The sequence below is a fragment of the Paenibacillus sp. strain BS8-2 genome (assembly GCF_054483835.1).
Genome location: NZ_CM137010.1, coordinates 5086343 through 5102787 on the forward strand (window position 1 = coordinate 5086343; position 16445 = coordinate 5102787).

General features: G+C 49.0%; 13 protein-coding genes. 4 read left to right on the top strand and 9 right to left on the bottom strand.

The features are described from left to right. Window positions 1–74: 74 nt before the first annotated feature. The gene (locus ACX1C1_RS22270) at window positions 75–3155 is read left to right on the top strand and encodes a transglycosylase domain-containing protein (RefSeq protein WP_458954325.1); all 3081 of its coding nucleotides are present in this window, start codon (window positions 75–77) and stop codon (window positions 3153–3155) included. 88 nt (window positions 3156–3243) lie between these two features. Here the strand turns inward: ACX1C1_RS22270 and acsA are convergent, their stop codons facing one another. Beyond that, on the bottom strand, window positions 3244–4968 hold the full coding sequence (acsA, locus tag ACX1C1_RS22275; protein WP_458954326.1) for an acetate--CoA ligase: 1725 nt from the start codon (window positions 4966–4968) through the stop codon (window positions 3244–3246). Between the two features lie 203 nt (window positions 4969–5171). Between acsA and ACX1C1_RS22280 the strand changes: the two genes are divergently transcribed. Then, window positions 5172–5807: a GNAT family N-acetyltransferase gene (locus ACX1C1_RS22280; protein WP_458954327.1), complete on the top strand. Its 636-nt coding sequence runs from the start codon at window positions 5172–5174 to the stop codon at window positions 5805–5807. A gap of 39 nt (window positions 5808–5846) precedes the next feature. Beyond that, window positions 5847–7028 (top strand): acetoin utilization protein AcuC, encoded by a 1182-nt coding sequence (locus tag ACX1C1_RS22285; protein ID WP_458954328.1) that lies wholly within the window; start codon window positions 5847–5849, stop codon window positions 7026–7028. Window positions 7029–7099: 71 nt separating this feature from the next. On the opposite strand, the gene ACX1C1_RS22290 is transcribed toward ACX1C1_RS22285, so the two are convergent. From ACX1C1_RS22290 to ACX1C1_RS22305, 4 genes are all read right to left on the bottom strand, one after another. Beyond that, entirely contained in the window at window positions 7100–7798 is a 699-nt protein-coding gene (locus tag ACX1C1_RS22290) for a 5'-methylthioadenosine/adenosylhomocysteine nucleosidase (protein ID WP_458954329.1), read from the bottom strand. 5 nt (window positions 7799–7803) lie between these two features. Next, window positions 7804–8808 (bottom strand): catabolite control protein A, encoded by a 1005-nt coding sequence (ccpA, locus tag ACX1C1_RS22295; protein WP_458954330.1) that lies wholly within the window; start codon window positions 8806–8808, stop codon window positions 7804–7806. A 233-nt stretch (window positions 8809–9041) separates the two neighbouring features. Continuing rightward, window positions 9042–9455, bottom strand: coding sequence for a hypothetical protein (locus ACX1C1_RS22300; RefSeq protein ID WP_458954331.1), 414 nt, complete (start codon window positions 9453–9455; stop codon window positions 9042–9044). 197 nt (window positions 9456–9652) lie between these two features. Beyond that, window positions 9653–10105, bottom strand: a complete 453-nt coding sequence (locus ACX1C1_RS22305) for a VanZ family protein (RefSeq protein WP_458954332.1) — start codon at window positions 10103–10105, stop codon at window positions 9653–9655. Window positions 10106–10161: 56 nt separating this feature from the next. Here ACX1C1_RS22305 and ACX1C1_RS22310 point away from each other — a divergent pair, with 56 nt between their 5' ends. Then, window positions 10162–10695, top strand: a complete 534-nt coding sequence (locus tag ACX1C1_RS22310; protein WP_458954333.1) for a type 1 glutamine amidotransferase domain-containing protein — start codon at window positions 10162–10164, stop codon at window positions 10693–10695. On the opposite strand, the gene ptsP is transcribed toward ACX1C1_RS22310, so the two are convergent. The 4 genes from ptsP to aroA all read right to left on the bottom strand — a co-directional run bounded on the left by ptsP (window position 10692) and on the right by aroA (window position 16443). After that, window positions 10692–12443: a phosphoenolpyruvate--protein phosphotransferase gene (gene ptsP, locus ACX1C1_RS22315; RefSeq protein ID WP_458954334.1), complete on the bottom strand. Its 1752-nt coding sequence runs from the start codon at window positions 12441–12443 to the stop codon at window positions 10692–10694. The two genes, ACX1C1_RS22310 and ptsP, sit on opposite strands and share 4 nt — an antisense overlap. Further along, the gene (locus ACX1C1_RS22320) at window positions 12440–14326 is read right to left on the bottom strand and encodes a glucose PTS transporter subunit IIA (RefSeq protein WP_458954335.1); all 1887 of its coding nucleotides are present in this window, start codon (window positions 14324–14326) and stop codon (window positions 12440–12442) included. The genes ptsP and ACX1C1_RS22320 overlap by 4 nt, the downstream gene beginning before the upstream one ends. A 350-nt stretch (window positions 14327–14676) precedes the next feature. Continuing rightward, window positions 14677–15114 carry a CoA-binding protein gene (locus tag ACX1C1_RS22325; RefSeq protein ID WP_458954336.1) on the bottom strand — a complete coding sequence of 146 codons (438 nt, stop codon included), beginning with the start codon at window positions 15112–15114 and terminating at the stop codon, window positions 14677–14679. Window positions 15115–15150: 36 nt separating this feature from the next. After that, window positions 15151–16443: a 3-phosphoshikimate 1-carboxyvinyltransferase gene (aroA, locus tag ACX1C1_RS22330; RefSeq protein WP_458954337.1), complete on the bottom strand. Its 1293-nt coding sequence runs from the start codon at window positions 16441–16443 to the stop codon at window positions 15151–15153. Window positions 16444–16445 lie beyond the last annotated feature (2 nt).

Genomic DNA, 16445 nt, shown 5'->3' on the forward strand with positions numbered 1-16445 from the left:
ATGAGTGTAAATATGTACCGAATAAGGATTTGTGCTATAATGGAAAAGCGATTTTTGGAGGAGGAGTTATAAGCATGCAAGAGGATCAAAAGCCATCACAGCCGCCTTATGGCAAATGGCGTATGTTCGGACTGGTATCATTTATAACGGTCAAATGGATTGTTTACTTCGGTATCTTCATCGGACTCCTGGCAGGCGGAGCAGTGACAGGTTACGTGGCCGCACTCGTCAAAGACGAGGAGGTTCGCCCGCAATCCGTCATTCAGGATAAAGTCGGCGAATATTCGATGACAGGCTACGTTTACTTCAATGACGAATCGCTTGTCGGTCAATTACGTACAGACGAGGACCGAATTGTCGTCGAATATGAAGATATTCCTCAGACCGTCATAGATGCGTTACTGGCTACGGAAGACAACGAGTTTTTTGAACATAAAGGCGTGAGCATCAACGGTCTAGGTCGAGCCGTCAAGCAGAAGCTGTTTAATGAAGACACACAAACGGGCGGCAGCACGCTGACCCAACAGCTTGCTAGACGCGTGTTCTTAAGTCTGGATAAGACGGATAGCCGTAAGATCAAGGAAATTTTCTTGTCTCTGCGCATGGAACGATACTTAACGAAGGAAGAGATTTTGGCGGCTTATCTTAATAAGATGCCATTCGGCAACGGCTCTAATGGTTATCAAGTATTCGGGATCAAGGCTGCAGCCAAAGGTATATTCGGTGTCGATGATCTAGAGCAGCTTAACATTGCCCAATCCGCTTATTTGGCCGGTCTGCCTCAGCTGCCTTCCCTTTATAACGCGTTCACGGGAACAGGTAAATTTAATGAAGCAGGCTTCGAACGCGCGGTCAAACGTCATGAGCTCGTCCTGACACGTATGCTTGAGACGGGCAGAATTACACAAACCGAGTACGATGAGGCGCTTAAGTTCGATATACGAGCTTCAATCGCTCCTCCGAGCGAGAAAGCGTATACCACTTATCCTTATCTCATGCTTGAAGCCGAACGCCAAGCAGCGGAAGCGCTTCTGATGCAAGAGGATCCGAGCTTGACCAAGGAAGAGCTTCGTAAGAAAGAAAACTCGGACCTCATAGAACAAGCAAGGGAGCAATTGCTGCGCGGCGGCTACCATGTCTATACGACCATCGACAAACAGGTATATGACATTATGCGCAAGATCGGCAGCAACGCGGAGAACTTCTCTCCATACAATGAACAAAAAGGTTTAGAACAGACAGCGGCGATCATGCTCGATCATAAGACCGGAGCGATTGTCGGCATGTTAGAGGGTCGTGACTTCTACGAGGAGCAAATGAATTTCGCTACACAGATGATTCGTCAACCTGGCTCCACTATGAAGACGTTAGCGGCTTATTTGCCAGCCATTGATGCGGGAATTATTCAACCAGCCAGCATCATCGACGACGCTCCACTCGTCTTGCGAGACGGTCAGAAGGGTTATCACATCCCGATGAACGTCAATCGCAAGTTTGCTGGTCTAGTGACTGCGCGCGATGCGCTGAACCGTTCCCTGAACTTGCCTGCGCTCAAGATCTTTAACGAAGACGTGACGATCGAGAAGTCGTGGGAGTTCGTGAGGAAGCTGGGCATCACAACTCTGCAGCCAGAGGATTCTTATTCGCAGACAGGCGTTATCGGCGGTCTTCGTCTCGGTGTTTCTGTAGAAGAGATGACGAACGCATACGGAGCCATCCCGAATCAAGGGGTGTTCAACGACGCTTACATGATTGAACGGATTACGGATGCGGACGGCAAGATCGTCTACGAGCACCAGGACGCCCCTAAACAGGTGTTCTCCGAACAGACGGCGTTCCTCATGACGGATATGCTCAAAACAGTAATCTCAAGCACCACTGGTTCTGGTCATGCCATTACGAAACAATTCAAGAAGTATGGTGAAATTCCGATCGCTGGCAAAACTGGCTCCACTCAAAGTTATGGCGACGTATGGTTTATGGGCTTCTCCCCTGACGTTACACTTGGTGTATGGGCGGGCTACGAAGAACAAATCAACGCTTTGTCCAATAACGGTCGTACTCGAGCACGCTCGATCTGGACGATGATTATGAATGAAGTAGCCGAACAGAAGCCAGACTTGTTCCCTACAGAGGATTTCCCTAAGCCGGACGGCATCGTGAAGGCTACTGTCTCTTCCGCTAGCGGATTGTTACCTAGCGCGTTAACGCAACAAGCAGGTATGGTTGTCACAGATTGGTTCAATAAGGAGTTCGTTCCTAAGAAACAGGATGATACACTCGTGAACATGAAGATCATTACTTACAACGGCATTAACTATGTGCCTAACGAGCTAACTCCTGAAGAATTCCTGATCGAAAAGCTTCTGGTTAAACGGAAAAAACCACTTGATGCACTAATGGACGAAATTCAATTGGCGCAAGAGAAGCTGCCATCTGAAAACAGACGTCCTATGGATATATATATCCCAGCAGATGCTGCTAATGATGCGCCATCCAAGACCGATCCTCGGGTGGATGACGGCGCTGTGCCTGCACCGCCTAATGCCGTTAAGCTGACACCGGATGGCGCTGGCAATCTTACCATTACGTTTACTGACAGCCAATCCGTTGATGTTATCGGATATCGAATTTATCGTTCGTTAAACGGAGGCCCGTATGAGAAATTCGGCAACTCCATTATCTTCGGAGATCCATACACGGCGACCTTTAAAGCTAACGCACTCGAGAGTACATCCTATTACATTGTCGCAGTTGATATCGTGGGTAAAGAATCCTCACCGAGCGTTATCGTGGTGAGCGGACAACTGCCTGTAATTCCTGAGATTCCAGAGCTTCCAGGGATGCCTGGAGATGGTACTGAGGGCGGCGGACAGGTGACGGAAGGTGCCCCTTCCGCTCCGAGCGGTGTGCAAGCAGAGAGCTCGGCGTTAAGCGTTAATCTCAGTTGGAGTTCGAATCCAGTATCCGATCAAGTCACCACATATCATGTTTTCTATAGTGCCAATAATGACGGAGACTACACCCTCCTAGGCTCGACAGCCCAGACGAATTATGAACATGTTTCACCGTTCGCCACGGGGACTTATTACATCGTAGCCGAAAATGATGTAGGAAAATCCCAGCCTTCTACAAAGGTCAAAATTGCAGGATAATCAAATTTAAAAAGGGCTGTTCTGAAGGTCAATTGACCTCAGAGCAGCCCTTATTAATTATAATCTAAACCTTTAATCCTATATCCTTCTAATCTTCAATGGTCGACAGATCGCCTGTTGGCAAATTAAGTTCCCACGCCTTCAGTACGCGACGCATGATTTTGCCGCTGCGTGTCTTCGGCAGCTTGTCTTTAAATTCAATCTCACGAGGAGCAGCATGAGCTGACAAACCGATTTTTACGAATTGCGAAATCTCTTTCTTCAATTCTTCAGTCGGCTCAAAGCCTTCGCGAAGCGCGATAAACGCTTTGATGATCTCACCGCGAACCATATCCGGTTTGCCGATAACACCGGCTTCTGCTACGGCAGGATGCTCGACCAGCTTGCTCTCGACTTCGAATGGACCAACACGTTCGCCAGCGGTATTGATGACGTCATCGATACGTCCTTGGAACCAGAAGTATCCATCTTCATCCATGTAAGCGGAGTCTCCGGACACATACCAGCCTTTCAGTCTGAAGTACTCTTCGTACTTGGCTGGATTGTTCCATACTTTACGCATCATCGATGGCCATGGCGTCTGAATCGCCAGATTGCCCATGCGGTAAGGCGGGACTTCATTGCCGTTGTCGTCAATAATCGCCGCGCGGATGCCTGGAAGCGGCTTGCCCATGGAGCCTGGTTTAATATCCATGCTAGGATAGTTACAGATCAGTTGTCCGCCAGTCTCTGTCATCCACCAAGTATCGTGAATCCGTTGACCGTACACCTTCATTCCCCAGCGTACAACTTCTGGATTCAGCGGCTCACCAACGCTCAATACATGGCGTAGACTCGACAGATCAAATTGCTTGGATAGATCGTCGCCTGCACCCATGAGCATACGGAACGCCGTAGGCGCGCTGTACCATACTGTGACGGCGTACTTCTGGATCACGCTATACCAGTCGCTCGGACTGAATCGACCACCACGAATGACGTTAGTGGCACCGTTGAGCCAAGGACCGAAGATCCCGTAAGATGTCCCTGTAACCCAACCTGGGTCCGCAGTACACCAATAGATATCATCTTCTTTCAGATCGAGTACGATCTGACCGGTATATTTATGTTGAATCATTGCGTTCTGGGCATGGAATACTCCCTTTGGCTTACCAGTAGAGCCTGATGTATAATGGAGGATAAGACCATCTTCGCGATTCAGCCATTCGATCTCGGCTACATCAGAGGCCGCTTCCATTTCGTTCTTGAAATGAACGATGCCTTCGTCAGACGGAACATCATCCCCAAAGACGATGATATGTTTGAGCGCCGGCAACTCGTCCCTTTTGATTCGGTGTAGCAGCGCTGGTGTTGTGACGATTGCCACCGCTTCGCTATCTTGCAGACGATCCTTGACAGCTGTCTCCATAAACGCTTCGAACAACGGTCCAACTACGGCACCGACCTTCAAGACGCCTAGTACGCTAAAGTATAATTCTGGGGTACGCGGCATGAAGATAAAGACGCGCTCGCCTTTCGTTATACCGTGTTTGCGAAGCACATTGGCGAATCGGTTCGATTGCTCGCTTAGCTGGCGATACGTATAGGATTCGTCTCGGTCATTGTCGCTGTAATAGAGTGCAATCTTGTCACCCTTGCCGGTATCCAGATGACGTTCGATCGCTTCGTAGGCCATATTGACCTTACCCGTTTCATACCAACTGAATTGGCGTTCGATCTGCTCCCATTCGAAAGTATCGGTTGCCTCTTCATAATTTTTGAGGTTAGGGTTTGTTGCTGTTGCAGGTATACGCTCTTGATGCAAGTTGATCATCCTATCACTCTCCCATCAAATCTGGAAATTCGCACCTTAGAAGGCGCTTACAAAACAATATATCTATTATAGCATAACACAATTCGATTCGACTACGCTTTTCATTTTCTTGATTGTTTGATATAAAGATAAGTAGTAGATAATCAAATAAAAGGAAGATGCGATCAAATTTACGATTTTTATGAACGAAAGGTGCTGATTCCTTGGAACATCGCAAACGGCTTCAGACCGACATTATCGTGACCCGCGACGACAGGGAGCTTATCATTGAAGGCCCAGTCCCTCCAGACCGGCTGGCGGGCTATAGGATGCATGTTAAACTTGACGCCTTTCGCAGACCGGCCGAGCAGCATGAAGCATTGGTTGAGATTGCCGGGCTCGAGGAAGGGCGGATTATGCTCGCAAGAGATGGTGACTTGATTGTCGGCTATGTTACCTTCCATTATCCGGACGAGCTGGAGCGCTGGTCAGAAGGCGGAATGATCGATCTCGTCGAATTAGGCGCAATAGAGGTCGCCAATGATTACCGTTCCTACGGCATCGGAAAAAAACTCATTGACATGGCCTTCGCCGAGGAGCAGCTTGAGAATGTGATCGTATTTACAACCGAATATTATTGGCACTGGGATCTCGAGGGAACGAAACTCAATGTCTGGGATTACAGAAATATGATGGAACGACTGATGAAATCGGCAGGCATGATCTGGTTCGCTACGGATGATCCCGAAATTTGCTCGCATCCCGCTAACTGTCTTATGGTTCGCATCGGCAAGGAAGTGCCTTTGACTTCCATCGAGCAATTCGACCGCGTTCGATTCCGCAATCGGTATATGTATTAAGCTCACGCCTATTCCGGCGAGAAAGGAATGAAGATCGTAATGAAATCGAATGCTCTTTTCATTCATCATTCCGATTCATACCAATATAAATTTGGCGAGGAACATCCCTTCGACCCCATTCGTCAGTCACTTACCATTGATCTCCTCAAAGAATGTGGGGCGCTGACGGAGGCCGAACTCGTTGCTCCATCCATAAAGTGCAGCGATGAACTTCTCGCCCTTGTACATCGATCTGATTATATAGAGGCCGTCAAATCGCTAAATGACGAAGCCGATCCTCGCAGCCGCGCTGTAACCGCTGAGCAGTTCGGCTTGATGACGGAGGATACGCCGTTTTTCCAAGGCATGCATGCTGCTGCTTCCTCCATCGTCTCCGGATCAGTATCCGCCGCGGAAGCGGTCATGAGCGGCCAGACGGATCACGCTTTCCATCTGGCAGGCGGACTCCATCACGCGTTTCCAGACAAAGCATCTGGATTCTGTGTGTACAACGATGCAGCAATTGCGATTCAATACATTAGAGAGCGCTATCATGCACGCGTCCTTTATATCGATACTGATGTACATCATGGTGACGGCGTACAGTGGATTTTTTATACGGATCCACATGTGTGCACCTATTCCATTCACGAGACAGGCAAATATTTGTTCCCCGGCACTGGCTTTGCCTCGGAGAAAGGATTGGACAGCGGATTTGGCGCATGCTTCAATATGCCGCTCGAGCCGTTTACTGAAGATGAATCCTGGCTGGAGAGCTTCAATACTACGCTTCGCAAAGTCATTGAATCCTTTAAGCCCGATATTATTGTAAGCCAACATGGCTGCGATGCTCACGCGTATGATCCGCTCTCCCACATTCATTGTAGCATGAATATTTATCGCGAAATTCCTGCCATCATTCATGAGCTTGCTCACACCTACACGGGAGGAAAGTGGGTCGCGATTGGCGGGGGCGGATATGATGTATGGCGAGTTGTCCCTCGAGCATGGTCCATGGTATGGCTGGAGATGAGCGAGCATCCTTTGTCTAGTCAAATCAAGTCGGAATCATGCCAATGTGAGCTGCCAGCTGCTTGGCTAGAACGGTGGTCATCCGTCAGCCCAATGCCGCTTCCACACACATGGCTAGATCAAGAAGAGGATATCCCTCCCGTGCCTCGCAGAGAGCAAATTACGAGTAATAATCGACTTACTCGGGATATCGTCATACAGGATCTATAAAAGTTCATACTTACGATCTAAAAAAGAGCAACCCATTCGGCTAATCCGCCACGGGTTGCTCTTCTTTGTTGTTAAATATGTTGAAGAATATCGTCAATGATCTGATACGAATGATTAGATGCTTGAACAGTAAAGTCAGCAAAATTAACATGGGCAGATCCATCCGCCTTGTCCGACATCGACCGTATGACGACGAATGGAATACCATTCATCTCACATACTTGTGCGACCGAAGCACCTTCCATCTCAGCGCATGTTCCTTGCAAGGACTGGTGAAGTTGATCCACCTTTTCCCGGCTTGCGATGAACTGATCGCCAGACAATACGACCCCAGTCAAACAACGTCCAGGGAATAAACGTTCGCTTGCGCTTGTCGCAAGTTCCACTAATCGGGGATCTGCTTGGAATCTGGAGTTCGGATGATACGGTATTTCTCCTTGCTGGAATCCGAGTGGCGTCACATCCATGTCATGTTGAATACATGCGTTCGACACGACGATATCGCCAATATTCAGTCGTGGATCAAGTGCTCCCGCAACACCAGTGAACAAGACACAATCCACGCCAGCATCGAGTAGCAGCTGCGTGCACACTGCCGCATTCACTTTGCCTACTCCAGATTTGCAATAAATCACGGACTTGCCGTGCAGCTGTCCTGCATAATAGGTAATGCCTGCTTTTGTAAAGGTATTCGTTACTTCGACATGCTCATGAAGCCTTTCGATCTCCTCGGCCATTGCGCCGATGATCCCTACTATCTTAGTTGTCATTCGTTCTAAATTCCTCCAACCGACTGTCGTACCACGATTTCATGCGGCAAGATGACTTTGGCCTGTTCTACGTTTTCTTTTTTCATCAATTTGGTCAACAAACGCATCGAAACCGCGCCGATATCGTACATGGGCTGTGCAACCGCAGTTAGCTGAGGACGGACCATGGAGGCCATTCGGCTGTTGTCGACACTGATGATGGAGATATCTCCGGGAACTTGCAAACCACTATCTTGGATACAATGGATCGCGCCAATCGCCATCTCGTCAGTTGCAGAGAAAACGGCAGTTGGTCGTTGTTCCAGATCGATAAAATATTTCATGGCATCTGCGCCGGATTCGTATCTGTAGTTGCCGATGCGAACTAATGTATCATCATATGTGATGCCTGCAGCTTCGAGCGCACGTTTATACCCTTGGAAACGGGCATAACCGTTGGACGGATCCTGCAACGTGCCGCTGATCATCGCAATTCGCGTATGACCTTGGCTAGTCAGCTTCATCACTGCATCATAAGCCGCTTCCTCATGGTTAATGTCGACGGAAGGAATCTGATTGTTATCATCGCTTGTCGCACATAACACAATGGGTACATTCGCGGTCTTAAACGCTTGGAGATGTTCTTCTGTCACGGTTCCACCCATGAATAACAGACCATCTACCTGCTTCTCAAGCAAGGTGTTAATGACACGAATCTCTTTATCCTTTTTCTTGTCCGCGTTACAAAGAATGATATTGTAGTGATACATATTAGCAATATCTTCGATTCCGCGTGCAACTTCTGCAAAGATCGCGTTCGAAATATCTGGAATTACGACGCCGACAGTAGTTGTCTTCTTGCTGGCAAGTCCACGCGCTACTGCATTAGGGCGATAGCCAAGACGTTCGATTGCTTCGTAAACTTTTTTTCTCGTTGCTGGCTTCACGTTAGGGTTGTTATTCACAACTCGGGATACCGTGGCCATGGACACTCCTGCTTCTCTTGCTACATCATAAATGGTTACCGTCACGGTTTCTCTCTCCATTTGCTCAGGGAATTTGTTATTCTTCAGTATGGTTCGGCCTGGGACTATCCATATAGCTAGTCCCATTATGAGGGCTATCACATACGAGATCGCTCGCTGATTGTTAACGTAATGATACGACAAAATATTACTTTTCGCAATGCACGCGAATCCTCGGCGACAAATGGGCGTTGGCGAGAACATGCCGTACGGCAGGTTTTCTTATCGAAACGTCTAGCTTATGTAAGCATCGAGCGTCTGCTGAGTTGCTCTAACCGCTTGTTCAAATCAGCTATCCAACCTTCATCACCAAGCGTTTGGGCTAGGAGATACAGATCAAGGATCGTGTTGATACGCTGCTGGATAAGAACTTCCACATCATGACGTTCCGGAGGTTTTTTGTTCACTTTCGCTTCGACCAGGAGGTCCGCCCATTCGTTGCATTCGTTAAACAGAAACGTCTGTTTATCAGGCTCTGCACCGAGCTTCGCGATTAATCCGGTCAAATCGGGTTTCACTTCAGGTATGACTTCGCTTCTGCTGCAAGCAGCGCACGAGAAGATAGGTACGTTATCGATTTCGACTTTGCCGGAATAAATAACCGTACGCAGTTTCATCGTCATGATCTCGCCGCAATGGCATGTTTTACGCAAAATGGTCAACTCCTTATTCACGCGGGTATGCCGCTGGTCCCCTTGCATAGTTGCAGTCGGGAATGATAAAGGATTCGACCTTTTTTGCCAAAAATCCTGCTTAAGAACCCCATGAAATTTTTACTACTTTATGATCACCCTCAGCGGGCCTTCGAGCGATGAATTTGGAAGGATCGCCATGATGTTTCGAGCCCCATTCAATGAACTCGATACTGAAAACCAATCCGCTTAAGGACTCTCTTCATTGGCGGAATCGCAGAGGTAATTGTCCAGATGGCTGCACCGATACAATCATTGCGCACGTCGGCAGCATCCATCATCCGTCCCCCCACCATCGATTGATGCAGCTCGTCAGTGATACCGTACAAACCGCATAACACGACAATGAGTAATTTAATGCTCCATCGTTGCGACTTAGCGCCTATTCCATAGTCGATACAGGCAGCCAAGATGAAATACGTGACAAAGTGTCCCCAGTTAAAGTCCGTCATCCCCGGAAAAAATCGTTGAAAGAACGGAAGCATCGTGTTGACCTCATCCCCTGTCCGTGAAGACAACACAAAGATGACAAGCATCCAAATAACCGCGGGTGCAAATCGGATCACTTTGCTTAATGGGCGCTTCGCAGCGCTTGGTACGATTTGATTCATGAGGTCTCCTTTGGATACAATAGGTATGAATGGCACTTATTCTGAATGGAGGGGTTATGATGTCCTTACACAATGAAACTGTAATCTGCTTGCTGGACGACGAATGCGAGGATTTGGAACTATGGTACCCCGTCTATCGTGTTCGAGAAGCTGGAGCGACTGTCCTATATGCCGGACCCGAGAAAGGTAAGACGCATATTGGCAAATACGGCGTGCCTGCCGTTGCAGACTTGTCCTTCGACGAAGTAAATAGCAACGAAATTGCCGGATTGCTGGTCCCAGGCGGCTGGGCGCCGGACAAGCTTCGCCGTTATCCCAAGGTACTTAAGCTCGTCCAGGAGCTTGACGCGGCGAATAAGCCGATCGGGCAAATCTGTCATGCTGGGTGGGTATTGATATCCGCCAAAATATTGGAGGGGCGCAAAGTGACCTCGACACCTGGAATACGGGACGATATGGAGAATGCGGGAGCAACCTGGTACGACGAAGCCGTAGTTGTCGATGGCAACCTGATCTCTGCACGTCGTCCGCCGGATCTGCCGCCGTATGCCAAAGCATTCGTAGACGCGCTTGAACAGCGAAAGGGTTAACCCTTCGCCGTCTGCTCATCTTTGATTTCTGCGAACGCCTCCAGCTGTCCGATAATCTCTGTACTCGTTCGGCATTGCTGGAGGTTTTGCCAAACATCACTGCATTCATCCTGCCTCGTGGAGATTAAACGCTCCTTGACCGGCAGGATAGAGTGCGCAGACATACTTAATCCGTCGATGTCAAGACTTAGCCATATCGGAAGCGCCCGCATATCTCCAGCAAGCTCGCCGCATACGCATACTGTAATGCCACACTCCTTCGCTGCATCCACTGTCTTCTTGATCATACGCAGAAGGGCCGGATGGAACGGTTCGTACAGATGTGATATTTCCTCATTCATTCGATCAACGGCCAGTGTAAATTGCACAAGATCATTGGTCCCAATGCTAAAGAAATCAACCTCTTGCGCCAATAAATCGGCGATCATCACAGCCGCCGGAACCTCAATCATCACACCGACGGGAATGTCTCGCTGGTAAGGCAGACCTTCTGAGTCCAGCTCTCGCATCGCTTCTGCCAGCACCTCATTCGCAGCTCTAACCTCGTCCACCGATATAATGAGCGGATACATAACCTTGACAGAACCGTACGCGCTTGCGCGCAGAATGGCTCGAAGCTGGGTCTTGAATAAATCTTTGCGATCAAGTGATATCCGGATAGCTCTGTAACCGAGAAACGGATTGTCTTCCTCCGGGATATCAAAATAGTCTAGCTGCTTATCGCCGCCTATGTCTAGGGTCCGAATTACAAGCGTCTCTCCGGCTAAACGTTCAGCCACACTTCGATATACTTCGTACTGTTCTTCTTCCTTAGGGAACCGGTTGCGATCCATATATAGAAATTCCGTCCGGAACAAGCCAACGCCTGTCGCTCCCCCTGCAAGAGCAATTTCAAGCTCCTTTAGCGAGCTTATATTCGCTTCCAGCTTCAGCGACTTCCCATCAGGCGTGACGGCTTTGCGTTCTGCAAAATGCTGAAGCTTGCGTTTGGCTTCCATTTGCCGCTCATGCAGTTCGACATACAAATCGACGATACTTTGCTCAGGATCAAGATAGACGGTTCCGTCACTACCGTCAATGATGATTGTCTGCCCCGTCATGATCGGCTCGCTTAGCTCAGGAAGTCCTGCTTCAACGCCGACTACAAGCGGAATGCCTAATGCGCGCGCCATAATCGAAGAATGTGAGGTCGTACTGCCTGCAAGCGTTACAATCCCGAGCACGTGATCCGGATTAATATGAGCTAACTGTGATGGAGATAGCTCTTTCGCGATCAGGATAAAGGGCTGAGTATCTACGGGCAGCGTCACTTCAGGAACACCTAGCAAATGCTTGAGAAGCCTATTGCCGACATCCTTAATGTCGAGCGCCCTCTCTTTCATATAATCATCGTCGAGCAGATCAAACATGGTAACGAAATGGTCGATCGCTTCCTTAACGGCAACTTCGGCCGCCTTGTATTGACGCTGAATAATGCCTTGTATTTCGTTCATGAACACGGGATCGTCGAGAATGGCAAGATGCGCATCGAAGATCTGACTTTCGTCCGAGCCGACAACATCGCGCAGCTCTTCCTTAATCTGTTGGATCTCGTACTTGGACGTTCGGATCCCTTCGTACACCCGCTCGAACTCTTTGGCGAAATCCGCAACATCGACTTTGTTGTCCGGCACTTCCCACTCCCAGTTAGGAAGGACAAACGACTTGCCGATCGCGATGCCCATTGATGCACCAATCCCTTGAATCATACTTGTTCCCCTCCACCATTGCTCTCTTTAAGTACGACTGACATGACCGATGACTGTCCCTTCTTGACCGCTTTGAACGGCGCATACCGCCAAGAATGAACCTTATCGGAGTTGGTAATGACCATTGGTGTAGCTAATGACTTGCTCTCTTTGCGCAGCCTCCCGAGATTGAAGCGGATCAGCAGCATGCCAGGCGTCACCGCATCTCCCTCCTTGACCACGGCCTCGAAGATCGATTGGCCAGACAGCTTGGATGTGTCAATGCCGATATGCAGCAGTACTTCAAGCCCTTCCGGCGTCTTGATACCGATTGCGTGCATCGTCGGATAGATATGGATAACCTCACCCTTTACTGGTGATACGAGCTCACCCTTGTCCGGAAGGAATGCAACGCCATTACCGACAAGCTTGCCGGCAAATATCGGATCCGGTACTTCGTCAAGTGGAATCATCCGACCTTGAACAGGTGAATGGAATAACACTTGCGCTTGGTCTCTGCTGATAGTTTTCAGCATCTCTTCGCGTATCAGCTCCGAATATGTGCCGAACACAACCTGAACATGCCCGCCGCCTAATCGGATTACGCCAGCAGCTCCTAGATTCCGAAGCGAGTTCACGTCGATGACCTTGTCGTTAGACAGCTTCAGCCGCAGCCTAGTGATACAGGACTCCATCTGTACAATGTTTCCCTTGCCTCCGATAGCCTGCAGAATAAGCGGCGCACGATACGGAATGTCGCCTGCCCACTCATCGAGCTGCGAGCCCTCTTCTCGACCTGGCGTAGGGATCTGGAACCGCGTAATCGCCCATCGGAACAACACATAATAGATCGCGAAGACCACAATCCCAATTGGAAGGATCAGCCATCCTCGCGTTGCTAGATGTTCATTAATCAAGAAGTCAATGGCTCCACCCGAGAACGAGAAGCCATGTCGAATACCAAGCTCATATGTGACCCACATAATTATGCCTGATAGAATCGCATGAACGACGTACAAATATGGAGCTACAAACAGGAAGGCAAACTCAACTGGCTCTGTAACGCCTGTAAGGAACGATGCAAGCGCCGCGTACATAAATGTCTTCCGAATCTTGGGCTTGAGATCCTCGCGCGCCTCATGAATAATCGCTAGCGCAATGGCCGGCAGCGCGAACATCATAGTCGGATACAGCCCCGCCATGAAGACGCCCGCGGATGGATCTCCAGCAAAGAAACGTGGTAAATCTCCATATACCATGTTGCCACTCTCTGTCTCATAACCACCAATCTGGAACCAGAACACATGGCTGACGAGATGATGTAGACCGAAGACAACCAGAATCCGATGAACAAAACCGTATAAGAACACGCCAAAACCGCCGCCTGAAGCAACGACATCTCCAAGCTCGATCAGCATCTGCTGTAAGACAGGAGCCAGATTAACCATCCCGATCGAAAATAATAATGTCAGGAAGCTGACAAATAGCGGTACGAACCTTGGACCACCGAAAAATTGAATATATTCGGGCAGTCTCAAATCCTTAAACCGCTCATAACTAAATCCTGAAAATATACCAATGATCGTTCCGATCATGACGGTTGGTTCAATCTCTACGTTGGCTTCTCCCGTTATGCCGACATAAATCGCCATACCAACCATGGAAGCCATCCCTGCGGACAATGCATTGCCCGTCAGACCAAGTGAAATACCTAAAGCGAATATGAAGGGTAAGTATGTAAAAATAATTTCACTCGCCGCTCTGAGATGATCTGACATGCCGGGCAAGCCGATCCACTCCCAGGGTAATTGGCTCAAGCTAAGAAACACTGCTGCGGCAGGAAGCACAATCATCGGCAGCATGAACGCTCTGCCTAATTGCTGCAGGCTCCCTATAAACTTCATTTGCTCTTAACCTCCTGTTGGCATGTTCTCGATTCGAGATACGATTGTTATGTATGATACCAAATTGGCAGAAATGGCAGAATTGGCATAAGAATGAATCAAAGTTAGAGCTTATCCGGGTCAAGCAAGCGCTTTATCCTAACTTATCTAATCTGATGTTACGCGCTCATCCCTTATTTGTCAAAGCGCTTGGCCATCATTATCAAACATAAGTGGCAAAAATTATAGCGATTAACGCCAACAAGCGGACCATGACGGCCCGCTTCGTTGATGATTCTATTCCGCGGGAGAGTGTTGTTTGACCCCTCAGCCCTCACTTATTGTGCAGAAGTATCTACATTGTTATTCCGTTAATTATTGGATTTCCCTTGCGGCAGCAGGTTCAGCAGCTCCACCTTGATGCAGCGGTCCATTATGACCCGCAATCCGCCGGATTCGGCAATAGTAGCAGCTTCATCATTGCGTATGCCTAACTGAAGCCATAAAGACTTGGCACCAATAGCCAACGCATCCTCAGCTACCTCGGGTGTATGCTCGCTTCTGCGGAATACGTTGACGATATCAACAGGGACAGGGATGTCCTTTAAGGACGCATAACAAGTTTCTCCAAGTATAGGGCCATTGACAGCAGGGTTAACCGGTATGATGGTGTACCCTTTTGTCTGCATGACCTTTGAAACCATGTACGAAACACGATCAGGTTTGTCGGACAATCCAACGACTGCAATTGTCTGGCTGTTGGCTAATAGTTCTTTGATTTCATCTCTGTTCGGGTTGCCAAATGACATACGAGCACCTCCCAATAGGATGGATAACGTCTACTATTAGTCTACCCACTCTACATTAGCGCCAAGCGCCTTCAGGTGGTCGAAGTAAATCGGATACGACTTCGCAACATGATGCGCATCGCGGATACGGATCGGAGCTTGGGAGCGTAAACCAACAATCGTTAATGCCATAATAACGCGGTGGTCATAGTGGGCATTGATTTCGACTCCTCCTTCAACACCTTCCGGCCTGCCGTGTACGATGATCTCGGCTTGGCGTTCCTCGACATTAGCGCCTGCTTTACGAAGCTCGTTCAGGTAATCCGTAATGCGGTCGCATTCTTTGTATCTCAGGTTTTCAACATTATAGAATCGAGAAGTCCCTTCAGCAAACACAGCAGCGGCCACCATGGCGAGCACCGCATCCGTCGCGTGATCCCCGTCGAATTCGACTGCTTTGAGTCGACCATTGCCTTTAATATGCACAATTCCATTCTCATGTGTGAGCGGTGTCTCCATCATACGAAGCACGTCAACGACAGCACGTTCACCTTGCTTGCTGTTCTCAACCAGACGATGCACGATAACATCGGATTCCGTCACAGCGGCAGCTGCCAGAATCGCGGCGGAACCAGGATAATCACCTTGCACCGAATACGTCTTCGCCTCGTATTGCTGGCGGCCAGGCACACGGAATCGCATGTAGTCTTCATCGGCATGAATAATAATGCCAGCCTGCTCAAGAACCTCCAACGTTTGTCCGACTACCACCTTGGATTTGAGATCATGCAGAACCTCGATCTCGCTGTCCTCTTGAAGCAGCGGCGTGAGGAACAACAGCGCGCTCAAGAATTGAGAGCTAATATTGCCGGAAACCTGAATATGTCCGCCCTTAGGCTGTCCGCCTTGAATCCGAATTGGCAACTTCCCTTCACGATGCTCGATGGCAACGCCCATCGAAATTAACGATTCGATGAGATCGTCATGCGGACGTTTCCCCAGAGAATCCGGATAACGATTAACAAAGGTAACATCCGGACAAAGCGATGCAATCGCCATGAGGAACCGAAGCACCGCTCCCGCATTGCCCACATCCAGCTCATCAACAGGCTTGGGGTTGCTGCCGAAACCTGTAATAACGATTTTCTCTTCGTCCTCTTCGACAATGGCACCGAGATCGCGGATACAACGACGCATTGCATCGCTATCCTCACTGTGGGCGGGATAATAGATCGTGCTGGTTCCTTCTGCTAATGCAGCTACCAACAAGTAGCGGGTGGTGTAGTTCTTGGAGGAAAGCGCTTGAATTTCGCCCGACAAGCGGGGCGTCGGTGTTACGATAACATCCATCG